At 63.7% G+C, this 24,499-nt stretch carries 25 protein-coding genes and 1 other RNA gene; 9 read left to right on the top strand and 17 right to left on the bottom strand.

All coding sequences use genetic code 11. The features are described from left to right. Positions 1–27 precede the first annotated feature (27 nt). From gcvH to QME24_RS00840, 9 genes are all read right to left on the bottom strand, one after another. Positions 28–411 carry a glycine cleavage system protein GcvH gene (gene gcvH / locus QME24_RS00880; RefSeq protein WP_054905396.1) on the bottom strand — a complete coding sequence of 128 codons (384 nt, stop codon included), beginning with the start codon at positions 409–411 and terminating at the stop codon, positions 28–30. Between the two features lie 51 nt (positions 412–462). Beyond that, positions 463–1,545, bottom strand: a complete 1,083-nt coding sequence (gene gcvT, locus QME24_RS00875; RefSeq protein ID WP_009684131.1) for a glycine cleavage system aminomethyltransferase GcvT — start codon at positions 1,543–1,545, stop codon at positions 463–465. A gap of 124 nt (positions 1,546–1,669) precedes the next feature. Beyond that, positions 1,670–3,292 (bottom strand): iron ABC transporter permease, encoded by a 1,623-nt coding sequence (locus QME24_RS00870; RefSeq protein WP_054905397.1) that lies wholly within the window; start codon positions 3,290–3,292, stop codon positions 1,670–1,672. Positions 3,293–3,454: 162 nt separating this feature from the next. Continuing rightward, complete coding sequence (locus QME24_RS00865) at positions 3,455–4,456, bottom strand: extracellular solute-binding protein (RefSeq protein WP_047150145.1); 1,002 nt, start codon at positions 4,454–4,456, stop codon at positions 3,455–3,457. Between the two features lie 117 nt (positions 4,457–4,573). Further along, positions 4,574–5,791: a 2-octaprenyl-3-methyl-6-methoxy-1,4-benzoquinol hydroxylase gene (locus QME24_RS00860; RefSeq protein WP_166524963.1), complete on the bottom strand. Its 1,218-nt coding sequence runs from the start codon at positions 5,789–5,791 to the stop codon at positions 4,574–4,576. Positions 5,792–5,799: 8 nt separating this feature from the next. Further along, the gene (locus QME24_RS00855) at positions 5,800–6,282 is read right to left on the bottom strand and encodes a DUF4442 domain-containing protein (RefSeq protein ID WP_009684137.1); all 483 of its coding nucleotides are present in this window, start codon (positions 6,280–6,282) and stop codon (positions 5,800–5,802) included. Then, positions 6,279–7,478 carry a 2-octaprenyl-6-methoxyphenyl hydroxylase gene (gene ubiH / locus QME24_RS00850; RefSeq protein WP_054905399.1) on the bottom strand — a complete coding sequence of 400 codons (1,200 nt, stop codon included), beginning with the start codon at positions 7,476–7,478 and terminating at the stop codon, positions 6,279–6,281. The genes QME24_RS00855 and ubiH overlap by 4 nt, the downstream gene beginning before the upstream one ends. Next, complete coding sequence (gene pepP / locus QME24_RS00845) at positions 7,475–8,809, bottom strand: Xaa-Pro aminopeptidase (RefSeq protein WP_009684140.1); 1,335 nt, start codon at positions 8,807–8,809, stop codon at positions 7,475–7,477. Before pepP ends, ubiH begins: the two co-directional genes overlap by 4 nt. A gap of 21 nt (positions 8,810–8,830) precedes the next feature. Beyond that, entirely contained in the window at positions 8,831–9,385 is a 555-nt protein-coding gene (locus QME24_RS00840; RefSeq protein ID WP_280091451.1) for a YecA family protein, read from the bottom strand. Between the two features lie 181 nt (positions 9,386–9,566). Here QME24_RS00840 and QME24_RS00835 point away from each other — a divergent pair, with 181 nt between their 5' ends. From QME24_RS00835 to QME24_RS00820, 4 genes are all read left to right on the top strand, one after another. Further along, positions 9,567–9,749 carry a TIGR02449 family protein gene (locus QME24_RS00835; protein WP_029886233.1) on the top strand — a complete coding sequence of 61 codons (183 nt, stop codon included), beginning with the start codon at positions 9,567–9,569 and terminating at the stop codon, positions 9,747–9,749. Further along, positions 9,746–10,066 carry a cell division protein ZapA gene (locus tag QME24_RS00830; protein WP_009684142.1) on the top strand — a complete coding sequence of 107 codons (321 nt, stop codon included), beginning with the start codon at positions 9,746–9,748 and terminating at the stop codon, positions 10,064–10,066. Before QME24_RS00835 ends, QME24_RS00830 begins: the two co-directional genes overlap by 4 nt. A 17-nt stretch (positions 10,067–10,083) precedes the next feature. After that, positions 10,084–10,263, top strand: a non-coding RNA gene (gene ssrS, locus QME24_RS00825) — 6S RNA. 80 nt (positions 10,264–10,343) lie between these two features. After that, on the top strand, positions 10,344–10,952 hold the full coding sequence (locus QME24_RS00820) for a 5-formyltetrahydrofolate cyclo-ligase (RefSeq protein ID WP_009684143.1): 609 nt from the start codon (positions 10,344–10,346) through the stop codon (positions 10,950–10,952). Between the two features lie 19 nt (positions 10,953–10,971). Here QME24_RS00820 and QME24_RS00815 read toward each other — a convergent pair whose 3' ends face one another. Then, the gene (locus tag QME24_RS00815; RefSeq protein ID WP_009684144.1) at positions 10,972–11,124 is read right to left on the bottom strand and encodes a hypothetical protein; all 153 of its coding nucleotides are present in this window, start codon (positions 11,122–11,124) and stop codon (positions 10,972–10,974) included. Positions 11,125–11,303: 179 nt separating this feature from the next. Here QME24_RS00815 and QME24_RS00810 point away from each other — a divergent pair, with 179 nt between their 5' ends. Beyond that, positions 11,304–11,753: an EVE domain-containing protein gene (locus tag QME24_RS00810; RefSeq protein WP_192441263.1), complete on the top strand. Its 450-nt coding sequence runs from the start codon at positions 11,304–11,306 to the stop codon at positions 11,751–11,753. Between the two features lie 22 nt (positions 11,754–11,775). On the opposite strand, the gene QME24_RS00805 is transcribed toward QME24_RS00810, so the two are convergent. Further along, positions 11,776–12,180, bottom strand: coding sequence for a flagellar basal body-associated protein FliL (locus tag QME24_RS00805; protein WP_009684146.1), 405 nt, complete (start codon positions 12,178–12,180; stop codon positions 11,776–11,778). A 169-nt stretch (positions 12,181–12,349) separates the two neighbouring features. Between QME24_RS00805 and QME24_RS00800 the strand changes: the two genes are divergently transcribed. Beyond that, a complete protein-coding gene (locus QME24_RS00800) occupies positions 12,350–13,327 on the top strand; it encodes an NADPH:quinone oxidoreductase family protein (RefSeq protein WP_009684147.1) in 978 nt (325 codons plus the stop codon). Positions 13,328–13,446: 119 nt separating this feature from the next. Here QME24_RS00800 and QME24_RS00795 read toward each other — a convergent pair whose 3' ends face one another. The 5 genes from QME24_RS00795 to trxA form a co-directional block, all read right to left on the bottom strand. Further along, positions 13,447–14,097 (bottom strand): gamma-glutamylcyclotransferase, encoded by a 651-nt coding sequence (locus tag QME24_RS00795; protein ID WP_009684148.1) that lies wholly within the window; start codon positions 14,095–14,097, stop codon positions 13,447–13,449. Between the two features lie 245 nt (positions 14,098–14,342). Next, a complete protein-coding gene (locus QME24_RS00790; protein WP_054905401.1) occupies positions 14,343–15,311 on the bottom strand; it encodes a CDP-6-deoxy-delta-3,4-glucoseen reductase in 969 nt (322 codons plus the stop codon). Further along, positions 15,311–16,777, bottom strand: a complete 1,467-nt coding sequence (ubiD, locus tag QME24_RS00785; protein WP_054905402.1) for a 4-hydroxy-3-polyprenylbenzoate decarboxylase — start codon at positions 16,775–16,777, stop codon at positions 15,311–15,313. Before ubiD ends, QME24_RS00790 begins: the two co-directional genes overlap by 1 nt. Before the next feature lie 205 nt (positions 16,778–16,982). Beyond that, on the bottom strand, positions 16,983–18,242 hold the full coding sequence (gene rho, locus QME24_RS00780) for a transcription termination factor Rho (protein ID WP_029886229.1): 1,260 nt from the start codon (positions 18,240–18,242) through the stop codon (positions 16,983–16,985). A gap of 226 nt (positions 18,243–18,468) precedes the next feature. Beyond that, positions 18,469–18,798, bottom strand: a complete 330-nt coding sequence (gene trxA / locus QME24_RS00775; protein ID WP_054905403.1) for a thioredoxin TrxA — start codon at positions 18,796–18,798, stop codon at positions 18,469–18,471. 242 nt (positions 18,799–19,040) lie between these two features. Between trxA and ppx the strand changes: the two genes are divergently transcribed. Further along, positions 19,041–20,543 (top strand): exopolyphosphatase, encoded by a 1,503-nt coding sequence (gene ppx, locus QME24_RS00770; RefSeq protein WP_029886228.1) that lies wholly within the window; start codon positions 19,041–19,043, stop codon positions 20,541–20,543. On the opposite strand, the gene ppk1 is transcribed toward ppx, so the two are convergent. After that, the gene (ppk1, locus tag QME24_RS00765; protein WP_054905404.1) at positions 20,530–22,779 is read right to left on the bottom strand and encodes a polyphosphate kinase 1; all 2,250 of its coding nucleotides are present in this window, start codon (positions 22,777–22,779) and stop codon (positions 20,530–20,532) included. The genes ppx and ppk1 overlap by 14 nt on opposite strands. A gap of 211 nt (positions 22,780–22,990) precedes the next feature. On the opposite strand from ppk1, the gene QME24_RS00760 reads away from it, so the two are divergent. Together QME24_RS00760 and elbB are read left to right on the top strand one after the other, a co-directional pair. Continuing rightward, positions 22,991–23,593: a DedA family protein gene (locus tag QME24_RS00760; RefSeq protein WP_054905406.1), complete on the top strand. Its 603-nt coding sequence runs from the start codon at positions 22,991–22,993 to the stop codon at positions 23,591–23,593. Between the two features lie 187 nt (positions 23,594–23,780). Then, positions 23,781–24,440 carry an isoprenoid biosynthesis glyoxalase ElbB gene (gene elbB, locus QME24_RS00755; protein WP_054905405.1) on the top strand — a complete coding sequence of 220 codons (660 nt, stop codon included), beginning with the start codon at positions 23,781–23,783 and terminating at the stop codon, positions 24,438–24,440. Positions 24,441–24,499 lie beyond the last annotated feature (59 nt).

Raw genomic sequence — 24,499 nt, 5'->3', positions numbered from 1 at the left:
TTTAGCCGCGAAGCAGGCGACGCGGTCTTACTCGCCGATCGCAGCCTTGTAACCAGCAGCATCCAGCAGCTTGTCCAGCTCGGCCTTGTCGCTTGGCTTGAGCTTGAAGATCCACGCCCCGTAAGGCTCTTCGTTGAGCAGCTCCGGGCTGTCAGCCAGCGCTTCGTTCACCGCGATCACTTCGCCACCCACTGGGGCATAGATGTCCGAAGCGGCCTTGACCGACTCGACCACACCGGCAGCGTCGCCCGCGGCGAACACCTTGCCGACTTCGGCAAGTTCGACGAACACCACGTCACCCAAGGCCTCCTGGGCGTGGTCGCTGATGCCCACGGTGACGCTGCCGTCAGCTTCCAGGCGGGCCCACTCGTGGCTTTCGGCGAAACGCAGTTCGGCGGGGATATTGCTCATGTCTTGAATTCCTCGATTGGCTCAGCGGTACGCCCGCCGGTAAATAATGGTTCAGATCAGGATCTTGCCGTGGCGCACGAAGGTCGGTTTGACCACCCGCACCGGGTACCACTTGCCGCGAATTTCCACCTCGGCCCGGTCACCAGTGGCCATGGGCACGCGCGCCAAGGCAATGGACTTGCTCAGCGTAGGCGAGAAACTACCACTGGTGATCTCCCCTTCGCCAATACCGGCGACACGCACGACCTGATGGGCGCGCAGCACGCCGCGCTCTTCCAGTACCAGGCCGACCAGTTTTTCCTGCACACCGTGCTCGATTTCCGCCAACAGGGCAGCGCGGCCAATGAAGTCACGCTCGGCAGGCTCCCAGGCAATGCTCCAGCCCAGGTTGGAGGTAAGCGGGGTGTGCTGCTCGTCAATGTCCTGGCCGTACAGGTTCATGCCGGCTTCCAGGCGCAGGGTGTCGCGGGCGCCAAGGCCGCTGGGGGCGATGCCAGCACCCACCAGGTCGTTGAAGAAGCCCACGGCCTGGTCGCCAGGGAAGATGATCTCGAGGCCGTCTTCACCGGTATAACCGGTGCGGGCAATGAACCAGTCGCCTTCGGCAAAGCCCTCGAATGGGCGCAGTTCGCGGATCAGCGCGGCACGCGCGGCGCTAAGCAGGGGCGCAACCTTTTCTCGGGCACGCGGGCCCTGGATGGCAAGGATGGCCAGGTCGGGGCGGACCTTGAAGTCCACGGCAAAACCGTCACGCTGCTGCTGCAGCCAGCCCAGCACCTTGGCGCGGGTGGCGGCGTTGGTGACCAGGCGATAGCCATGTTCCGTGCGGTATACGATCAGGTCGTCGATCACTCCGCCCTGCGCCTGCAGCAGCGGGCTGTATAGCGCTTTGCCAGTGTCGACGAGGCGGGCCACATCGTTGGCCAGCAGGCGCTGCAGCCAGGCGGTGGCATCGCTACCATCGACATCGATCACAGTCATGTGGGAGACATCGAACACCCCGCAATCGCTGCGCACCTGATGGTGCTCCTCGACCTGCGAGCCATAGTGCAGGGGCATGTCCCAGCCACCGAAATCGACCGTTTTGGCGCCTAGCGCCAAGTGCAGGTCGTACAAAAGCGTGCGCTGTCCCATGGGTTTCTCCTTCCGGGCGTGGCGAAGCGGCGGCGGTCGATGACGTTGCGCGTCAGCTCTTGTTGTTTGACACCCGCCGCGCGAATGCCGCGCATTGTAGCCGCAAGCCCGCGCGCTGGCACCCTCAGTGACCGTGGCAGGGTCGACGGGCCGAACGGCGGATCAGGCCGATGACCGGCAACAGGCCCACCAGCACCAGCGTCAGGGCGGGCAACGACGCTCTCGCCCATTCGCCTTCACTGGTCATCTCGAAAACCCGCACAGCAAGCGTGTCCCAGCCGAACGGCCGCATCAGCAAGGTGGCCGGCATTTCCTTGAGTACGTCGACAAACACCAATAAGGCGGCGCTGAGGGCGCCAGGCAGCAACAGCGGCAGGTAGACCTTGAGGAACAACCTGGCACCGCCGACACCCAGGCTGCGTGAAGCCTCGGGCAAAGAAGGCCGAATGCGCTCCAGGCTGCTTTCCAGTGGCCCGTAAGCCACGGCGATAAAGCGCACCAGGTAAGCCAGCAGCAAGGCCGACAGGCTGCCCAGCAGCAACGGTTTGCCGGCCCCGCCCAACCAGCCGGACAACGGGATGACCAGCTGGTTGTCCAGGTAACTGAAGGCCAGCATGATCGACACCGCCAACACCGAACCGGGCAAGGCATAGCCCAGGTTGGCCAGGCCGACCCCGGCGCGTATGCCGGCGCTCGGCGCCTGGCGCCGGGCGAAGGCCAGCAGCAATGCTGCGCTCACGGTGAGCAGCGCGGCCATGGCGCCCAGGTACAAGGTGTGCGACACCAGGCCGACATAGCGCTCGTCCAGGTCATGCCGCCCGCGCTGCCAGAACCACACCAGCAGTTGCAGCAGCGGGATGACGAAGGCGCAGGCGAACACCAGCAGGCACCAGCCGCTGGCCAGCAACGCCTTCAGCCCGCGCAAGCGGTACAGCGCCTGCCCGCGTGGCCGCTCGTTGCCACTGCGGCTGGCGCCGCGGGCACGGCGCTCGCCGTACAGCACCAGCATCACCGCCAGCAGCAAAAGGCTGGCCAGCTGGGCTGCGCTGGACAGGCTGAAAAACCCGTACCAGGTCTTGTAGATGGCTGTGGTGAAGGTGTCGAAATTGAACACCGCCACCGCGCCGAAATCGGCCAGGGTTTCCATCAGCGCCAGGGCGACACCGGCGCCGATCGCCGGCCGCGCCATGGGCAGCGCCACCCGCCAGAAGGCCTGCAAGGGTGATAACCCAAGCACCCGCGCGGCCTCCATCAAGCCTTTGCCCTGTGCCAGGAACGCCGTGCGCGCCAGCAGGTAGACATAGGGGTAGAACACCAGCACCAGCACGATGATGACCCCGCCGGTAGAGCGCACCCGGGGCAGGCGCATGGGGCCGAATACCTCGCGCAGTGCGGTCTGCACCGGGCCCGCGAAGTCCAGCAGGCCGACGAACACGAAAGCCAGCACATAGGCGGGTATGGCGAACGGCAACATCAGCGCCCAGTCCAGCCAGCGCCGGCCGGGGAACTCACAGAGGCTGGTGAGCCAGGCCAGGCTGACGCCCAGCACGGTGACGCCGATGCCCACCCCCAGAACCAGCGTCAGGGTGTTACCCAGCAGGCGGCTCATCTGGGTGTCGAGCAGGTGCGACCAGATCTGCACGTCTATGGATTGCCACGACAGCAGCAGCACGCTGAGGGGCAGGAGCACCAGGGCAGCGATCAGCGATACCGGCAAGTACCAGCGGCGTTGGGGGGTGTGGGACAAGGTGAATGTCTCTATGGCTGGTTTGCGACCGCTTTGCGGTCGTTCGCGGGCTCGCCCGCTCCCACAGGGACTGCCCAAATCTCAAGGGCAGTGCAGATCCTGTGGGAGCGGGCGACCCCGCGAAGAGGCCCTTTCAGGCCCCGAGAGGATAAAGCCCGGCGCTTAATTCCAGCCAGCCCGATCCATCAGGCGGATGGCTTCAGCCTGGCGTTTGCCGGCAATTTCCACCGGAATGCTGTCTGCCTTGAAGCTGCCCCACGCTGCCACTTCTTCCGATGGCCTGACCTTCGGGTTGGCCGGGAATTCCTGGTTGATGTCGGCGAACAGCTTCTGCGCTTCTTCACCCGTCATCCACTCCACCAGCTTGGTCGCCGCCTCGGGGTGCGGTGCATGTTTGGTCAGGCCAATGCCCGACAGGTTCACGTGCACGCCACGGTCGCCCTGGTTGGGCCAGAAGAGCTTCACCGGCAACTGCGGGTTCTGCTTGTGCAGGCGGCCGTAGTAGTAGGTGTTGACGATGCCCACGTCGCACTGGCCGGCCTCGATGGCCTGGATCACCGCGTTGTCGTCGGAGAACACATCGGTGGACAGGTTGTTGACCCAGCCTTTGACGATTTGCTCGGTCTTCGCCTCGCCATGGGTTTCGATCAGGGTGGCGGTCAGCGACTGGTTGTAGACCTTTTTCGCCGTGCGCAGGCACAGGCGGCCTTCCCATTGCTTGTCGGCCAGGGCCTCGTAGGTGCTCAACTCTGCCGGTTTGACCCGCTCGCTGGAGTAGACGATGGTGCGCGCGCGCAAGCTGAGGCCGGTCCAGTCATGGGACGAGGCGCGGTACTGCGGCGGAATGTTCTGGTCGATGGTGGCGGACTTGATCGGCTGCAGGATGCCCATTTGCTCGGCCTGCCACAGGTTGCCGGCATCGACGGTCAGCAGCAGGTCGGCCACGCCATTGTCGCCCTCGGCCTTGATGCGCTGCATCAGCGGCGCTTCCTTGTCGGTGATGAACTTGATCTTGACGCCGGTTTTGGCGGTATAGGCATCGAACACCGGCTTGATCAGCTCATCGATGCGCGAGGAGTACACCACCACTTCTTCCGCTGCCTGGGCGGTGCCGCCGAACAAAGTCAGGGCCAGGGCGGCCAGTAGGGGCTTGCGTGGCAACATGGAAAGCGCTCCTCGGAAGGTATGAGAGGCGCAAATGGTAGTGAATCCCATTTTCTTGCTCATCCATTGAGCCGTTACCGGATGTTGCAGAGGGGCCGCAAAGCGGCCCCGGCCATCTCAAGCCCTGGCCAATTCCGGCAAATCCCCGGACAGCCCCAACGCCTGGCGCACGAACATCGCCTTGGCTTCGGGCATCTGCTGCACCAGCTTCAGCCCACTGTTGCGCAACCAGCGCAACGGCAGCGGGTTGGCCTGGAACAACCGCTCGAACCCTTCCATCGCCGCCATCAGCGCCAGGTTATGCGGCATGCGCCGGCGCTCGTAACGGCTCAGTACCTTCACATCCGCCAGCCGTTCGCCACGCTCGCAGGCCTTGCCCAGTACGTCGGCCAGCACCGCCGCATCCAGAAACCCCAGGTTGACGCCCTGCCCGGCCAAGGGGTGGATGGTGTGGGCCGCATCACCCACCAACGCCAGGCCGTGCTCCACGTAGCGCTTGGCGTGTCGCTGACGCAGCGGTACACACACACGTGGGTCGGCCTGCAACACGCTCCCCAGGCGCCCCTCGAAGGCCCGCTCCAGGGCCTGCACGAAGGCAGCGTCATCCAGCGCCATCAACCGCTCGGCCTGCTCCGGCGTGGTCGACCAGACGATCGAGCACCAGTCTTGCTGGCCATCCCGGGTCAACGGCAGGAAGGCCAGCGGCCCCTCATCGGTGAAGCGCTGCCAGGCTGTGGCCTGGTGCCCGGCGCTGCAACGCACGCTGGTCACGATGGCGTGGTGCAGGTAATCCCATTCGCGGGTGTCGCAACCGGCCAGCCGCCGCACGGCCGAATGGGCGCCATCGGCCGCGACCACCAGCGGCGCGCGCAGGCGCCGGCCATCGGCCAGGGTCAGCAGCCAGTCATCGCCAGAGCGGCGCAGTTGTTCCAGCCGCGCGTTGGCCAGCAGGCCGACATCGCTGTCGTGCAGGCGCTCCAGCAGGCTGTCCTGCACCACGCGGTTCTCGACGATATGGCCGAGCACCTGGGCGTGCACGCTGGCTGCCGAAAAGTGGATCTGCCCGGTGCCGCTGCCGTCCCACACATGCATGTCGGAATACGGCGTGGCACGCCGCTGGGCGATGCCTTCCCAGGCCCCGAGGCGTTCGAGAATGCGCTGGCTGGCGGCCGACAATGCGCTGACCCGCGGTTCGAACGGCGCCTGGGCATCGAACGGCTTGACCGTCAGCGGGCCGCCGTCGAGCAAGAGGATTTGCAAGCCACTGTGGCGTAACGCCAGGGCCAGGGCGCTGCCGACCATACCGGCACCGACAATCAACAGATCTGCGCGCATTTCCATGCCTACGCCAGCCTCGCTTGCGGCTTGAGCCGCACATATAGGGTTTTATCGACCCGCGCCACCAGTTCGCCGGCGCCATCGCGGATATCGACCTGCACACGCGGCAGGCACTTCTTGCCGGTAGCGGTCTGCTGGCGAATGTCGTCCAGCAGCGCGTCATCGACGTGGAATTCGGCAAACACCGGGCCTTTGCCCGGCGCGATGAAATCGATGCTGGCGGCCTTGTCCCAGACAATGTAGTCGCGCCCCAGCTGCTCGATCAGCAACAGCATGTAGAACGGGTCGACCATGGCATACAGGCTGCCGCCAAACTGGGTACCGACGTAATTGCGGTTCCAGCGCGTCAGCTTCATCGCCACCTTCACGCTGCGCAGGTCCGGGCTGATGTGCTGCACCCTGATACCTGCCCCCAGGTAAGGCGGGTAAAGGTTCAACAGCCAGCGCAGCATGCGCGCCCGGCGTGCGCGTTTACGGGGGTTGCTCATGCCTGGCCCTGCCGGTCGGGGCGGGTGCCCAGGCCCATGGCCTGGCGAGCGAACCAGCTTTTGGCCGGTGGCAGCAGGTCGAGCCCGAGCAGGCCCAGGTTGCGCCCGGCGGCCAGCAACGGCTGCTGGCTGCCGAACAGGCGGGTGACCTGGTCGGAGAAGCCGATGGTCATGGCCTGGTCCAGGCGCTGGCGCTGGTGATAGGCCTGCAGCGTGGCCAGGTCGCCCGGGCGCTGCGGGCCGGCAAGCAGCGCCTCGGCCAACGCCTGCACGTCACGCAACGACAAGTTGAACCCCTGCCCGGCAATCGGGTGCAAGCTGTGCGCAGCGTTGCCCAGCACCACCAACTGTGGCCGCACCTGCTCCTGGGCTTCGATCAACGACAGCGGGTACAGATGCCGTGCACCCACCTGGCGCAGCGCGCCCAGCCGGTAGCCGAACACCCCCTGCAACTCGCGCAGGAAACTGCGCTCGTCGATCGCGGCCAGGCGTTTTGCGTCCATGCCCTGGCGGGTCCATACCAGCGCGCAGCGGTTATCCGGCAATGGCAGCAGGGCCATGGGGCCGTCTTCGGTGAAGCGCTCGAAGGCCTGGCCGCCATGGGCCTCGCCAGGGCTGATGTTGGCGATCAGGGCGCTTTGCTGGTAGGGCGTATGGCGTACCTGGATGCCCAGTTGCTCGCGCAAACCAGAACGGCCGCCGTCGGCCAGCACTGCCAGGTCGCATTGCAGCTGGGTGTCGTCGTTCAAGCGCAGCTGGTAGCCACCGTCGACCGCCTGCAGCGCGGTCACTTCTGCCGGGCAGCGCCAGCTGACCACCTCGCGGTCCAGGCCTTGCCACAGGCACTGGCCCAGCCAGGCGTTCTCCACCACGTAACCCAGCGCCGGCACGCCTTCTTCCTGGGCATCCAGGCGGGTGGCGCCAAAGCGGCCACGGTCGGAGACGTGAATCTGCCGGATCGGCTCGGCGCGCTGGCCAATGGCCTGCCACAGGCCCAGTTGCTGGTAGATCTGCTGGGTGCCGAAGGACAAGGCCGAAGAGCGGGCATCGTAGCTGGGCTGGTAACTGTCGCCAGGGGCGAACGGCTCGATCAGCAGGATTTTCCAGCCTCTGGCCTTGGCCCCGGCCTGCAAGGCCAACGCCAGGCTGGCACCCACCAGGCCGCCACCAATGATTGCCAGGTTTACCCGGTTCATGCGGCGTCCTTGCGTGCAGCCTGCATCAGCGCCTCGATCTCGGCGACCGTGCGTGGCACGCCCGAAGTGAGGATTTCACAACCTTGCCTGGTCACCACCACGTCGTCCTCGATCCTTACGCCAATGCCGCGCCACTTCTTGGCCACGGCCTGATTGTCGGCACCAATGTAGATACCCGGTTCGACGGTCAGCGCCATACCCGGTTCCAGCACCCGCCATTCACCCCCCACCTTGTACTCGCCCACATCGTGCACATCCATGCCCAGCCAGTGGCCGGCGCGGTGCATGTAGAAGGCGCGGTAGGCTTCGCTGTCGATCAGCGCCTGCACATCGCCTTCCAGCAGGCCCAGTTCCACCAGCCCGGTGGTGATGACCCGCACGGTCGCCTCATGGGCATGGTTCCAGTGCTTGCCGGGGGCGATTTCGGCGAACGCGGCCGCCTGCGCCTTGAGCACCAGCTCGTAGATAGCCTTCTGCTCGGGTGAAAAGCGCCCGCTGACCGGGAAGGTGCGGGTGATGTCACTGGCGTAGCAGTCGATTTCGCAGCCGGCGTCGATCAGCACCAGGTCGCCCTCCCTGAGCGGTGCGTCATTCTGCTGGTAGTGCAGGATGCAGCCATTGCGCCCAGCGGCAACGATGGAACCGTAGGCCGGCATCTTCGCCCCGCCCTTGCGGAACTCGTAGTCCAGCTCGGCTTCCAGGCTGTATTCGTACAACCCGGCCCGGCAGGCCTGCATGGCCCGCACATGGGCACGCGCAGAAATGTCTGCAGCTGCGCGCATGACCTTCACTTCCGCTGCCGATTTATACAGGCGCATGTCATGCAGCAGATGATCCAGCGCAACGAACTCGTTCGGTGGCTGGGCACCCAGCCGGGCCTTGGAGCGGATCACGTTGATCCAGTCCATCAACCGGCGGTCGAATTCAGGGTTGCTGCCCATGGCGCTGTACACCCGCTCGCGGCCTTCGATCAGGCCAGGCAGGATTTCGTCGATGTCTGCGATGGGGAATGCATCGTCGGCGCCATAATCACTCACCGCGCCTTCCTGGCCGGCGCGCAGGCCATCCCACAGCTCCCGCTCGGGGTTGCGCTCTCGGCAGAACAACACGTACTCACCGTGCTCACGCCCGGGGATCAGGGCAATGACCGCCTCTGGCTCGGGGAAGCCGCTGAGGTACTGGAAGTCGCTGTCCTGGCGGTACACGTGCTCGACGTCGCGGTTGCGGATGGCAACCGCGGCGGCGGGCAGGATGGCGATGCTGTTGGGGACCATCTGCGCCATCAGCGCCTTGCGCCGCCGGGCATACTCGGCCTTGGGAATGTGGCTCATGGGCAGACTACCCCTGGTTGATCAGTGCAGCGATGGCTTGGGCGCGGGTGCGGAAGGCTTGGCCAGCTCGGAGAACAGCAGCAGCGGCGCAACGCGCAGGTACTCCATGACTTCCATGTAGTCGCTCTCGCCGTCCTCGGATTCTTCGAGGGCTTCCTGCACCTGGGAAATGGCCACCAGGTCCTGCAGCACTTCCTTGGCCTCGTCGGACAAGTCGTTGCCGCCGGCGTTCAGGCCAAAGCCGGTGATGAAGCCCTGGCACCACTGCCCCAGCGCGGTGGCGCGGTCGGCCAGCGCGGCATCGTCGGAAGGCAGCAGCAGAACGATGGCCATGTCGTCGCTGGTGAGCTCGCCCTTGACCATTTCCTGCAGGCCAACCAGGGCGTTACGCACGGTGTCACCGGGCTCGGTTTCCAGCAGTTGGGCCGCGTCGGCCAGCCAGCCGTCGGCATCGAAGCCGGCACCGGCGCAGCTGCGGCCAATCAGCAGGCCGTGCAGTTCGGCCGGGGTGACAGGGTGGCCATTGCTGGACAGCAGCATGGCGAAAGCGATGTAGGGCGATTGGGTATTGGGCATGGGCAGCTAGGCGCCAGACGGCGCAAATGACTAGAATGAGGCCTTGTATCCTAGCACCGGCAGGCGCGCCAAGACCATCGGCACTGGCCGTCGCCACCCAGGGAGAGGCATCATCGCCAGGTGACCGAACGACGGAGCGAATCGAGTGCAACCCACGCAAGAGAACGACCTGCAGGCACTGATGAGCCGTTTCGAGCTGCTGATCGAACGTGTCGAGCAACTAAAACGGCAAAATGCACTCCTAGTAGCTCAGGAAAAGTCCTGGCGCGAAGAGCGCGCCCACCTCATCGAAAAAAACGAGATAGCCAAGCGCAAGGTCGAGTCGATGATTTTACGCCTCAAGGCTCTGGAGCAAGACTCATGAGTTCAAGCAATAGCGTCACCGTGCAGATCCTCGACAAGGACTACTCGATCATCTGCCCGCCGGAAGAGCGCAACAACCTGGTCAGCGCAGCCCGCTACCTGGACAGCAAGATGCGCGAGATCCGCAGCAGCGGCAAGGTGATCGGCGCCGACCGCATTGCCGTCATGGCCGCGTTGAACATCACCCACGAGATGCTGCACCGCCAGGAAGACCGCAGCGCGGCGCCCGTCAGCGGCACCAACCGCGAACAGGTGCGCGACCTGCTGGATCGGGTAGACAAGGCTTTGTCCGACGACACGGATACCAAAATCGGCTGAGATTGGTATACTGGCGCCACTCCCTGGGGGATGCGCCAGTCGGTTATGTCCCTGAGCCGATACGCACAACCACGGGGGTTGCACGCTGGGGCCGGTGTGCATGTCCGCCCGACGGAAAGCCTTAACGCCCCCTGCAATCTCCACCTTGAACTTTCGGGTTCAAGGGCTACACCGATAGCGGTCTTATCGGGGAGCCTGAATTCCTTGCCCGCCCCCTGTGGCGGGCAATTCGTTTGTGCCGCGTCTGGCGGCCAGCACCCCTGGGATCGCCTGTGCCATGACCGACACCGCGCCGCTTACCCGCCCTCAGCTTCGCCGTTTGCTGCGCAATGCCCGTCGCGCCCTCACCCCCGCCCAGCAACGCCAGGCGGCCCGTGGGCTGTACCGGCAACTGGCCCAGCACCCCCTATTCCGCCGCGCCAGGCACATTGCCCTGTACCTGCCCAACGACGGCGAAATAGACCCGCGCCTGTTATTGCGTGAAGCCCAGCGCCGCGGCAAGCGCACCTACCTGCCGGTACTGCATGCCTGGCCGCGCACGCGCATGGTGTTCCAGCGTTTCGAGCCAGGGGAAAAACTGCGACCCAACCGTTTCCGTATCCCCGAACCGGTTATCGAGCGCAAACGCCAACGGCCCATCTGGGCACTGGACCTGATTCTGTTACCGCTGGTGGGCTTTGATGAGGTGGGCGGCCGCCTGGGCATGGGTGGCGGCTTCTATGACCGCAGCCTGGCCTACCAGGGGCGCCGGCAAAGCTGGAAAAAACCGTTGCTGCTGGGCTTGGCGCATGAGTGCCAGAAGGTCGAGCGGCTGGCGCAGGCCAGTTGGGACGTACCGTTGCAGGGCACGGTCTCGGACCGTGGCTGGTACCTGGCGCCGCGGTAATCGGCGCCAGCAGGGGGCATCAACGTTGTGGCTGGCTGGCGTCTGCCGACGTTTGGTAGGCGTTGTCCAGCTTGCGCTCCCATAGCCCTTGCGCATAACCGGTAGTGACCACACCCAGGCCAAAAATAAACACCAGGACCCACAGCAGATCCGGTTTTTTACGTTGATACATGGAAGATTGCCCCCCAAGGCAAACTGTTCAGGCTCGGCGGCTTTCTGAGTGCCGCCGGAGCATCGCGCATTAAACGGGGCGCATTTTCCGACAACCTGCGTCTGCAAGCAAACCTTGACGCCAACCGGCTGTCGGTTTCGTGCAACAGGTTATTACAAACCTTTTCAGGAGCAACACGCATGGCCTACTGGCTGATGAAATCCGAGCCCGACGAACTCTCCATCGAAGCGCTGGGGCGCCTGGGCGAAGCGCGCTGGGACGGCGTGCGCAATTACCAGGCGCGTAATTTCCTGCGGGCCATGAGCGAGGGTGACAGGTTCTTTTTCTACCATTCCAGCTGCCCGCAGCCTGGCATCGCCGGTATTGGCGAAATCATTCGTGCGGCTTACCCCGACCCGACTGCCCTGGACCCGCAAAGCCCATACCATGATGCCAAGGCCACAGCCGAGAAGAACCCGTGGAGCGCAGTGGACGTGGCGCATGTGCAAACCCTGCCACGGGTACTGGAGCTGGGCCAGCTGAAGCAGCAGGCCGGCCTGGCCGAACTGCCGCTGGTGCATAAGGGCAGCCGCCTGTCGGTCATGCCGGTAACCGCCGAGCAATGGGCGGTGATTGTCGCGTTGCGCTGAAACCGCGCGCCAGCGGCGCCGTTTACTGCACGATCAGGTTGTTGAACAGCAGGTCCTCAACGATCGGCTTGCCCTCTTCGGCTTCCATCACCTGCTGCACTTGTTTCAGTGCCTCCTGGCGCAGGTGCTCCTTGGCCTCGACATTGCTCATGCTGTCGACAGTCTGTTGGGTGAACAGCGCCACCAGCTGGTTACGGATCAGCGGTTCGTGGTGCTGAACGGCCTTGGCGGCTTCATCACCGGTCACACGCAGGGCCACATCGGCCTTGTACACCCGCAGGCGGGGGCCGCCATCCAGGGCATAGTTGCCGACAAAAGGCGGGCTCAGGGTGATGTAGGCAACCTTGGGGGCACCCTCCTTGGCTTCTTCGGCCATGGCCGCAGTTGGCAGCAACAGCGCCAGTACCATCAAGATCCACGCTTTCACGAATTCGCTCCTCATTCCAATTGGCGCCAGCTTACCCAGCGCTGCGCGCAAACCCAAGCCCAGGCTCACGCCGCCGCTTATGCCTGCCCATCAGGGCGGGCCATGCTCGTTGACCCGGTACGCCGCCCTCCTACACTTATCGGCCACGACCCGCAAAGGAATAGCCCCAATGAAAGCTGTGTTGTGCAAAACCCTTGGCCCGGCGGGCAACCTGGTGCTGGAAGAAGTCGCCAGCCCACTGCCGAAGAACAACGAAATCCTGCTGGACGTGCAGGCTGCCGGGGTCAACTTTCCTGACACGCTGATCATCGAAGGCAAGTACCAGTTTCAGCCACCGCTGCCGTTCTCCCCCGGTGGTGAGGCGGCCGGTGTGGTAGCCGCGGTCGGGGAAAAGGCCGGCGCCTTCAAGGTCGGTGACCGGGTCATGGCGCTGACCGGCTGGGGGGCGTTTGCCGAGCAGGTGGCAGTGCCGTTCTACAATGTGCTGCCGATCCCGGCGAGCATGGACTTCACCACGGCAGCGGCGTTTGGCATGACCTATGGCACCTCGATGCATGCCCTGCGCCAGCGTGGCCAATTGCAAGCGGGTGAGACCTTGCTGGTGCTGGGCGCGTCCGGTGGCGTCGGCCTGGCAGCGGTGGAGATCGGCAAGGCCATGGGGGCACGGGTAATCGCGGCCGCCAGCAGTGCCGACAAACTGGCGGTGGCCAAGGCAGCCGGGGCAGATGAGCTGATTGACTACAGCCAGGCCAGCCTGCGCGAGGAAATCAAGCGCCTGACCAACGGCCAGGGGGTGGACGTGATCTACGACCCGGTCGGTGGAGAGCTGTTCGAGCAGGCGGTACGCGGGCTGGCCTGGAATGGCCGATTGCTGGTGGTGGGGTTCGCCAGTGGCACCATTCCACAGCTGGCAGCCAACCTGGTGCTGCTCAAGGGCGCGGCGGTGCTTGGGGTGTTCTGGGGTGCGTTTGCCCAGCGCCAGCCGCAGGACAATGCGGCCAACTTCCAGCAGCTGTTTGCCTGGCATGCCCAAGGCAAGTTGAAGCCGCTGGTGTCGCAGACTTATCCACTGGCCGAGGCCGGGGCTGCCATTGAGAAACTGGGGCAGCGGCAGGCTGTGGGTAAGTTGGTGGTGCTGGCCAGGTAAGGCTTTAGATCTTCATCTGCCGCTGCGGCCTTTTCGCGGGCGCGCCCGCTCCCACAGGTTCAAAAAGCATGGATTCCTGTGGGAGCGGGCGTGCCCGCGAATAGGCCGGCACTGGCTGATCAAACCTCGCGCGGGTTATGGCAACGGCGGAACCGCGCCTCCAGGTTGCGATCAGGCATCTGGTGGCTGCGCAGGGCCTGCAAGGTCTGTTCGACATAGTCGCGGGTGGTGCCGTAGCGCCCTTTGGCGCTGGCCAGGATATGGCTGAGCAAGGTATCCGGCAGATCGCCGGCATAGCAGGGTAAATGCCGCTCCAGCACAAAGCCCAGCGCCTGCACTTTGGTGCCATCGCCCAGCCGGCAGTTGAGCCAATGCGGCCGATAGGCCGGGTAAGGCATCTCGCGTTGCCACAGGGCCATGAGCGAGTCGTCCAGGTTGCTTTCATCCAGCCGGTAGGCAAAGCCACTGCAGGACCCGCCACGGTCCAGGCCGAATACCAGCCCGGGGGTTTCCGGGGTACCGCGATGCTCATGCGACCACAAGTAGAGCCCCCGGTGATAACCATGTACGCGTGCGCGCTGGCGCTCCACCGAATTGCACTCGGGGCGCCAGATCAACGAGCCATAGGCAAACAGCCACACCGGCCCACCCGGGTGCCGAGACATGGTGGTCTTCATGGAGTTGAACAACTGTTCGTGCGTATGTTGCTGACCAAAGTCGAGTGTCGGTGGATATGAAACTTTCCACGACATGCTTTCAAGTGCCGACATAAGCTGCCGCCAGGATTCCTGTGAACTACGGATGTAGCGAAATTCGATGAGGTTAAGCGCCAAGGCCTCTATACCAAGGCGCTTGCACTAACCATAGGCCAGAACCGCAGGAATACTCAAGCCTTCGTAGCCAGGTTTCATACGCGTAGCCGACGACTGGGAATGATTGTTTCAACAACAGGGAAAGTTATTAATCAAGGCGGTAACAGTTACCGCCTTATAACCTGACTTGCCAACTTGGGTTATTAGCCACGTGGGGCATAGGCAAATACATCGGCACGCATGCGGTGCGCATCCATGCCGGCTTCGACCAAGGCGTCGAGTGTGGCGTAGATCATGTTTGGCGAGCCACTGGCATACACATGCACAGTATTGAGGTCGGCGATGTCCTCGCAAACGGCTTCATGCAACATGCCGCAACGCCCTTCCCAGCCGCACAGATCGCTGACCACCTGGTGCAGGTACAGGTTGGGCAGGCGCTGCCATTCGTCCCAATGCTCGATCTGGTAAAAATCTTCAGGCCGACGCACCCCCCAGTACAGGTGCACCGGGTACTGGAAACCCTTGGCGCGGCAATGCTCGACCAGGCTGTGCATCTGGCCCATGCCGGTGCCGGCGGCAATCAATACCAACGGGCACTCGGGCAACTCGGCCAGGTGGGTGTCGCCAAACGGCATTTCGATACGCGCCAGGCCGTCGCGCCTGAGCTGCTCGATCAGTTGCTGGGCACTGGGCTCGCGCGCCAGTACGTGCAGCTCCAGTTCACGCCCGCCGTGCGGCGCAGACGCCAGCGAGAAGGCCGCCTGCTTGCCGCCCTCACGCTCGATCATCAGGTACTGCCCGGCGTGGTAACGCGGGGGTTTGCCCGCCGGTGCACGCAAGCGCACCCGCCACACGTCGCCACCGACGTCAACGCATTCACTCACGCTGCACGCCAGCTTGCGCACAGGCAACTCGCCCAGGGCGAGCACACCGTCCCAGAGCAACACGCAGTCCTCCAGCGGTTCGGCAATGCAGGTGAACAACTCGCCATGGTCGCGGATTTCGCCGTCCTGACGGACCCGGCCCTCGACCAACAACGCGGCGCAGACATGGCAATTGCCATTGCGGCAGCTGTTCGGGCAGTCATAGCCCAGCCGCCGCGCTCCATCCAGGATCCGTTCCCCGGGTTCGAGCGCCAGCACCGCCCCGGACGGCTGCAACGTTACCTGCATCAATCTATTCCCAACTGATCCCACAGCTCATCGATACGCCGGGTGACGGCTTCGTCCTTGACGATGACCCGCCCCCATTCGCGTGTAGTCTCGCCTGGCCACTTGTGCGTGGCATCCAGGCCCATCTTCGACCCCAACCCCGAAACCGGCGACGCGAAGTCGAGGTAGTCGATCGGGGTGTTGTCGATCATCACCGTATCACGCTTGGGGTCCATGCGTGTGGTGATTGCCCAGATCACATCGTTCCAGTCCCGGGCGTTGATATCGTCATCGGTGACAATAACGAACTTGGTGTACATGAACTGTCGCAGGAACGACCATACACCCAACATCACGCGCTTGGCATGGCCGGGGTACTGCTTCTTCATGGTCACCACCGCCATGCGGTACGAGCAACCTTCCGGCGGCAGGTAGAAGTCGGTGATCTCCGGGAACTGCTTTTGCAGGATCGGCACGAACACTTCGTTCAGCGCGACACCGAGAATGGCCGGCTCATCAGGCGGGCGACCGGTGTAGGTGCTGTGGTAGATCGGCTTGAGCCGGTGGGTGATGCGCTCGACGGTGAACACCGGGAAGCTGTCCACTTCGTTGTAGTAGCCGGTATGGTCACCATACGGGCCCTCGGGGGCCATTTCGCCAGGGTGAATCACGCCTTCCAGGATGATTTCGGCGGTGGCCGGCACCTGCAGGTTGCTGCCACGGCACTTCACCAGTTCGGTGCGGTTGCCGCGCAGCAGGCCGGCGAAGGCATATTCGGAGAGGGTGTCCGGTACCGGCGTCACGGCGCCCAGGATGGTTGCCGGGTCTGCGCCCAGGGCGACCGCAACCGGGAACGGCTGGCCCGGGTTCTTCTCGCACCATTCGCGGTAGTCGAGCGCACCGCCCCGGTGGCTAAGCCAACGCATGATGACCTTGTTGCGGCCGATCACCTGCTGCCGGTAGATACCCAGGTTCTGGCGGTCCTTGTTCGGCCCGCGGGTCACGGTAAGGCCCCAGGTGATCAGCGGCGCCACGTCGCCAGGCCAGCAGTGCTGGATAGGCAGCGCGCCAAGGTCGACGTCGTCACCCTCGACCAGCACTTCCTGGCAGACCGCGTCCTTGACCACTTTCGGCGCCATCGACACGACTTTCTTGAAGATCGGCAGCTTCGACCAAGCGTCCTTCAGGCCCTTCGGCGGCTCGGGCTCCTTGAGAAACGCCAGCAATTTACCGATTTCCCGCAGTTCACCGACCGACTCGGCGCCCATGCCCATGGCCACGCGCTCTGGGGTGCCAAACAGGTTGCCGAGCACCGGGATGTCGAAGCCTGTGGGGTTTTCGAACAATAACGCCGGGCCTTTGGCACGCAGGGTGCGGTCGCAGACCTCGGTCATTTCCAGGACGGGGGAGATCGGAACCTGGATGCGCTTGAGCTCGCCGCGCTGTTCCAGGCCACGGATGAAGTCGCGCAAGTCGCGATACTGCATGCGGGAGCCTCGTATTGGCCGTATCGGTCGGGGGTGCAGAGTGTAGCGCCGTTCGGGATTTGTTTGGGGGCAAAAATGCAGTGGGGCCGCTTCGCCCCCCCTCGCGGGCACGCCCGCTGCCACAGGCTCAGTGTGATCCTTGTGGGAGCGAGCGTGCCCGCGAAGGGGCGCGAAGCGGCCCCATTCAGTTCCGGTCTGGAAACGCTTACTTGCGCTTCATCGACAGGAAGAACTCGTCGTTGGTCTTGGTCTGCTTGAGCTTGTCGACCAGGAACTCGATGGCGGCGATTTCATCCATCGGGTGCAGCAGCTTGCGCAGGATCCACATGCGCTGCAATTCGTCGTCGGCGGTCAGCAGCTCTTCGCGGCGGGTACCGGAGCGGTTGATGTTGATGGCCGGGAACACGCGCTTCTCGGCGATGCGGCGGTCCAGCGGCAGCTCCATGTTGCCGGTGCCCTTGAACTCTTCGTAGATCACTTCGTCCATCTTCGAGCCGGTTTCGACCAGCGCGGTGGCGATGATGGTCAGCGAACCGCCTTCCTCGATGTTACGTGCCGCACCGAAGAAGCGCTTCGGCTTTTCCAGGGCGTGGGCGTCGACACCACCGGTCAGTACCTTGCCAGAGCTCGGGATCACGGTGTTGTAGGCACGCGCCAGGCGGGTGATGGAGTCCAGCAGGATCACCACGTCTTTCTTGTGCTCGACCAGGCGCTTGGCCTTCTCGATCACCATTTCGGCAACCTGCACGTGGCGCGCTGGCGGCTCGTCGAAGGTCGAGGCAACCACTTCGCCGCGCACGGTACGCTGCATTTCGGTCACTTCTTCCGGGCGCTCGTCGATCAGCAGGACGATCAGGTGGCACTCAGGGTTATTACGGGTGATGTTCGCCGCGATGTTCTGCAGCATGATGGTCTTGCCCGCTTTCGGCGGAGCAACGATCAGGCCGCGCTGGCCCTTGCCGATCGGGGCGCACAGGTCGATGACGCGGCCGGTCAAGTCCTCGGTGGAACCGTTGCCGGCTTCCATCTTCAGGCGCTTGTTCGGGAACAGCGGCGTCAGGTTTTCGAACAGGATCTTGTTCTTGGCGTTTTCCGGGCGGTCGAAGTTGATGGTGTCGACCTTCAGCAGCGCGAAGTAACGCTCCCCTTCTTTCGGTGGGCGGATCTTGCCGACGATGGTGTCGCCGGTGCGCAGGTTGAAACGGCGGATCTGGCTGGGCGAGACGTAGATATCGTCAGGGCCGGCCAGGTAGGACGCATCAGCCGAACGCAGAAAACCGAAACCATCCTGGAGAATCTCCAGCACGCCATCACCGGAGATCTCTTCGCCGCTTTTCGCGTGCTTTTTCAGCAGGGCGAAAATCACGTCCTGTTTGCGCGAACGGGCCATGTTTTCGATGCCCATCTGTTCGGCCATTTCCAAAAGATCGGTAATCGGCTTTTGCTTGAGTTCAGTCAGGTTCATAAGGGGAATGACGTAATCATGTAAGAAGGGAGAATTAAGCTTTGGCTTAATGAAGCCGCGCCGCTAGATGGCGACAGGATCGCGTACTGATTCGAATTGGGGATGCTTCGGCGACGGCATGTAGAGGGCACTGGAGAAGCAGTGCGAGGCCGAATGTAACACTTGCTTTTTTCTGCGTCTAGTGCTCTGAAAAAGAAAAGCCCCGCATTCGCGGGGCCTTTTCACATCACAGGTGGGCGTCGAGGAACGCGGCCAGCTGGGATTTGGACAGCGCGCCCACCTTGGTGGCCTCGACGTTGCCGTTCTTGAACAACATCAGCGTCGGGATGCCACGCACGCCATGCTTGGCCGGGGTTTCCTGGTTATCGTCGATGTTCAGCTTGGCGACGGTCAGCTTGCCCTCGTAGGTGGAAGCGATGTCGTCCAGTACCGGCGCGATCATCTTGCACGGGCCGCACCATTCAGCCCAGTAGTCGACCAGCACCGGGCCTTGAGCCTTCAAGACTTCGTCTTCGAAGGTGGCATCGGTGACATGTTTGATCAGATCGCTGCTCATGGATATCTCCAGGGTCGTAAGCAAAAAAACGTGGCTCATGATAGCCGCACCCACGCTCGACAGGAAGCTGCGGTCGATTGAGTGTAACTATAGTTGGGCAAGACGCCACGAATCGAAACTGTCATCTGCGTGTAATAGCATCGGATGGCACATTGCCTTGCATCAAGGCCTGGCGTGGCACGCGTTGGCGACAGCCTGCTATCGTGGCACGATTGCCGGGTTAACGACCGAGAACACACAGCATGCCGCACAACATCGCGAAGAACCTGTCTCTGATCGCCGCCATCGACCTTGGCTCCAACAGTTTCCACATGGTCGTGGCCAAGGCCCACCATACCGAAATCCGCATCCTCGAGCGGCTCGGCGAGAAGGTTCAGCTTGCCGCCGGCATCGACGAAGAGCGCAAGCTCAGTGAAGAGGCGATGGAGCGGGGCCTGGACTGCCTCAAGCGCTTTTCCCAACTGATCCACGGCATGCCGGCTGGCTCGGTGCGCATCGTCGGTACCAATGCCCTGCGCGAAGCGCGCAACCGCAACGAATTCATCCAGCGTGCCGAAGCCATCCTCGGGCACCCGGTCGAGGTCATCTCCGGCCGCGAAGAGGCGCGCCTGATCTACCTGGGTGTGTCCCACACCTTGGCCGACACCCCCGGCAAGCGCCTGGTCGCCGACATCGGCGGCGGCAGCACCGAGTTCATCATTGGCCAGCGCTTCGAGCCGCTGCTGCGCGAAAGCCTGCAAATGGGTTGCGTCAGCTTCACCCAGCGCTACTTCCGCGACGGCAAGATCACGCCGGCCCGCTACGCCCAGGCCTACACCGCCGCGCGCCTGGAGCTGATGAGCATCGAAAACGCCCTGCACCGCCTGACCTGGGACGAGGCCATCGGCTCGTCCGGGACCATCCGTGCCATCGCTGCCGCCATCAAGGACGGCGGCCTGGGCAACGGCGAGGTCAACGCCGAGGGCCTGGCCTGGGTCAAGCGCAAGCTGTTCAAGCTGGGCGACGTCGACAAGATCGACTTCGAAGGCATCAAGCCGGACCGCCGTACCATCTTCCCTGCCGGCCTGGCGATTCTGGAAGCCATCTTCGATGCCCTGGAACTGCAGCGCATGGACCATTGCGACGGCGCGCTGCGCGAAGGCGTGCTGTTCGACCTGCTAGGCCGCCACCACCATGAAGATGTGCGCGAACGCACCCTGAACTCACTGATGGAGCGTTACCACGTCGACCAGGGCCAGGCAGCGCGCGTCGAGCGCAAGGCCTTGCACGCCTTCGACCAGGTCGCGGATGCATGGGGGTTGAAGGATGGAAATTGGCGCGATCTGCTTGGCTGGGCAGCCAAAGTGCATGAAATCGGCCTGGATATCGCCCACTACCACTATCACAAGCATGGCGCCTACCTGATCGAACACTCCGACCTGGCGGGCTTCTCGCGCGAAGACCAGCAGATGATGGCCCTGCTGGTACGCGGCCACCGCCGCAACATTCCCAAGGACAAGTTTGCCGAACTGGGCGAGGAAGGCGTGAAACTGCTGCGCCTGTGCGTGCTGCTGCGCTTCGCCATCCTGTTCCACCACATCCGTGGCAACCAGCAGATGCCGAAGGTCCAGCTCAAGGCTGCCGGGGAAAGCCTCGACATCGCCTTCCCTGAAGGCTGGCTGGAACAGAACCAGCTGACCCAGGCCGACTTCGCCAACGAGGCGGAGTGGCTGACCCGGGTCGGCTTCGTCCTCAGCGTACGTTGAGGACCGGGTTGCTCAGGCGCTCCAGCAGGGTCGCCTGAACGCTGCGCGGGTTCTGGTTGCCGGTTGGGGTGCTGCGCACGTAGCGCCCGTCGGGCTGCAAGGTCCAGGCATGGGTGTTGTCGGTCAGGTAGCCTTCCAGCTCTTTCTTCACCCGCAGCAACAGCTTCTTGCCTTCGACCGGGAAGCAGGTCTCGACACGCTTGTCGAGGTTGCGCTCCATCCAGTCGGCGCTGGACAGGTAGATCTGCTCTTCGCCGCCATTGAGGAAGTAGAACACCCGCGTGTGCTCCAGGAATCGACCGATGATCGAGCGCACCTGGATATTGTGCGAAACCCCCGGAATACCTGGGCGCAGGCAGCACATGCCACGCACCACCAGGTCGATCTTCACGCCAGACTGGCTGGCCTTGTACAACGCCTTGATCACCTTGGCGTCGGTCAGCGAGTTGAACTTGGCGATGATGTGCGCCGGCTTGCCGTCGAGGGCGAACTGGGTTTCCCGCGCGATCATGTCGAGCATGCCCTTCTTCAGGGTAAACGGCGCGTGCAGCAGCTTTTTCATGCGCAGGGTCTTGCCCATGCCGATCAGCTGGCTGAACAGCTTGCCAACGTCCTCGGTGAGGGCGTCGTCTGAGGTCAGCAGGCTGTAGTCGGTGTACAGGCGGGCGTTACCGGCGTGGTAGTTGCCGGTACCCAGGTGGGCGTAGCGCACGATCTCGCCGTGCTCGCGGCGCAGGATCAGCATCATCTTGGCGTGGGTCTTGAAACCGACCACGCCGTAGATCACCACCGCACCCGCGGCTTGCAGGCGGCTGGCCATCTGCAGGTTGGACTCTTCGTCGAAACGCGCACGCAGTTCGATCACCGCGGTGACCTCCTTGCCGTTTCGCGCTGCATCCACCAGGGCATCGACGATTTCCGAGTTGGCCCCGGAGCGGTAAAGGGTCTGGCGCACGGCGAGCACGTGCGGATCCTTGGCGGCCTGGCGCAGCAGGTCGATCACCGGGGTGAAGGACTCGAAGGGGTGCATCAGCAGGATGTCCTGCTTGCCGATCACGCTGAAGATGTTGTCGGCGTTCTGCAGCAGCTTGGGGATCGCCGGCGTGAACGGCGTGTATTGCAGCTCCGGGTGGCTGTCCAGGCCGGTGATGCTGAACAGGCGCGTGAGGTTGACCGGGCCATTGACCTGGTACAGCTCGCTTTCGCTGAGGCTGAACTGCTTGAGCAGGTAGTCCGACAGGTGTTTCGGGCACGTGTCGGCGACCTCCAGGCGCACGGCATCGCCATAGCGGCGCGAGAACAGCTCGCCGCGCAAGGCGCGGGCCAGGTCGTCAACCTCTTCGGAGTCCAGTGCCAGGTCGGCGTTACGGGTAAGGCGGAACTGGTAGCAACCCTTGACCTTCATGCCCTGGAACAGGTCGTCGGCATGCGCATGGATCATCGACGACAGGAACACATAGTTGGCACCCGGGCCACCGACTTCCTCCGGCACGCGAATCACCCGCGGCAGCAGGCGGGGGGCAGGGATGATCGCCAGGCCCGAATCACGGCCGAACGCGTCCACCCCTTCCAGCTCGACGATGAAGTTCAGGCTCTTGTTCACCAGCAGCGGGAACGGGTGGGTCGGGTCGAGGCCGATGGGGGTGATGATCGGGGCGATTTCGTCGCGGAAGTAGCGGCGCACCCAGGTCTTGAGCTTGGGTGTCCAGTAACGGCGGCGAATGAAGCGGATCTGGTGTTTTTCCAGCTCCGGCAGCAGCACGTCGTTGAGAATGGCGTATTGCCGGTCGACTTCCAGGTGCACCAGCTCGCTGATGCGCGCCAGTGCCTGGTGCGGCTGCAGGCCGTCGGCGCCGGCCAGTTCGCGGGCAAAATTGATCTGCTTCTTGAGGCCGGCCACCCGGATTTCAAAGAACTCGTCAAGGTTGCTGGAGAAGATCAGCAGGAACTTGAGCCGCTCCAGCAGTGGGTAGCTCTCGTCCAGCGCCTGCTCCAGCACACGGATATTGAACTGCAACTGCGAGAGTTCGCGATGAATGTACAGGCTGCTGTCGTCCAGGCCAGGCACCGCGATTGCCGGGGCCGGCGGCGGCGCAGGCACCGGGGCGGCAGGCTCGGCCGCCTGCCCGGCTTCCGGCGCGGTGGCCGGCGGCAGGTCTGGCGGGGTCTGCAGCATCTCTTCGGGGAGCTCCTGGGCATCCTTGATCGCGACAGGGCTAAGCACTTCATTATTCATCTGACGTTCCTGAGGACGTTAACGCCCTATCATCAATTGAGCGGCAAGATAAGCGCCCATTATGACGCCTGTGTGACATGGCAGGGCAAGCCATGACGCGTGGCTATGGCAATGTGGTGTAGGAATTGTTCATGTGGAGACACATTTGGACACTTTCCCGAATGCCCGCGAAGGGGTAGGCTGCGCGTTCATTTCGCCAGCACCTCAGAAAATGCTTCAACAATTCCTGCAGGATTTCGGCTACTTTGCCCTTTTTCTAGGCACCTTCTTCGAAGGCGAGACCATCCTGGTGCTTGCAGGATTCCTTGCATTCCGCGGTTACATGGACATCAACCTGGTGTGCCTGGTGGCGTTCTTCGGCAGCTATGCCGGCGACCAGTTGTGGTATTTCATGGGCCGGCGCCACGGCCGCAAGATTCTGGCCCGCAAGCCGCGCTGGCAGGCGATGGGCGACCGGGCGCTGGCCCACATTCGCCGCCACCCCGACATCTGGGTACTGAGTTTCCGCTTCGTCTACGGCCTGCGCACGGTCATGCCCGTGGCCATTGGCCTGTCGGGCTATCCGCCACGCCGCTACCTGCTGCTGAACGGCATTGGCGCAGCGATCTGGGCCATTGCCCTGGGTGCGGCGGCCTATCACTTCGGCGCCATCCTCGAAGGCCTGCTGGGCAACGTCAAGCGGTACGAACTATGGGTGTTGGCCGCCCTGCTGGGGCTGGGCGTGCTGTTGTGGCTGCGCCGTCGCTTCCGTGCCCTGCGCGCAGAGCGCAAGGCCGCCGCCCAGGCGGCGGACGAACAGCGCGACCAGCAGTGACCCCGAGGCGCCAGTGCGGCGCATCGGGTTGCACACAGCGTGTCGGGTTGCCGGACGAACAAGGCAGCCGCGCGCCTGTCACAAGCATGACTGGCCCTGAAAACCAACCCGGCGAGCGCCCGCTCGCAATGCGCCGCGCAGGCAGCGCTCGATCTCCCAGGCGCGACACAACACTGGAGCTTCAAACATGACTAAAAAAGTAGCGGTGGTTCTTTCCGGCTGTGGCGTGTACGACGGCGCCGAAATTCACGAAAGCGTGATCACCCTGCTGCGCCTGGACCAGCGCGGCGCGCAAGTGCAGTGCTTCGCGCCGAACATTGCGCAGATGCATGTGATCAACCACCTGACCGGCGAAGAGATGCCCGAGTCGCGCAACGTGCTGGTGGAATCGGCGCGCATTGCCCGGGGCGAGGTCAAGGACATCCGCGAGGCCAAGGCCGAAGACTTCGATGCGCTGATCGTGCCGGGTGGCTTTGGGGCGGCGAAGAACCTGTCCAACTTCGCCGTGGAAGGCGCCAACTGCAGCGTCAACCCAGACGTGCTGGCCCTGGCCGAAGCCTTTGCCGCTGCCTGCAAGCCTGTTGGCCTGATCTGCATTTCGCCGGCACTGGCGGCGAAGATCTACGGGCCGGGGGTGGTCTGCACCATTGGCAGCGACGCGGGTACTGCGGCGGCAGTGGTGAAGATGGGCGGCACCCATGAAGAATGCGACGTGCACGACATTGTCGAAGATACCCAACGCAAGCTGGTGACGACCCCGGCTTACATGGAGGCCAAGTCGATCAGCGAGGCGGCTGGCGGCATCAACAAGCTGGTGGACCGGGTGCTGGAGCTGACCCACGAGTAAGGCCCGCCTACGCGCAGCCCAGAATCCGGCGCGGTCAATGGCCTGCGTACGCCGATCAA

The organism is Pseudomonas sp. PARCl1 (assembly GCF_947311875.1).
Taxonomy (GTDB): Bacteria; Pseudomonadota; Gammaproteobacteria; order Pseudomonadales; family Pseudomonadaceae; genus Aquipseudomonas; species Aquipseudomonas juntendi.
Note: the sequence above shows the minus strand (reverse complement) of the source record. Positions and strands in the feature narration are given on the sequence as shown.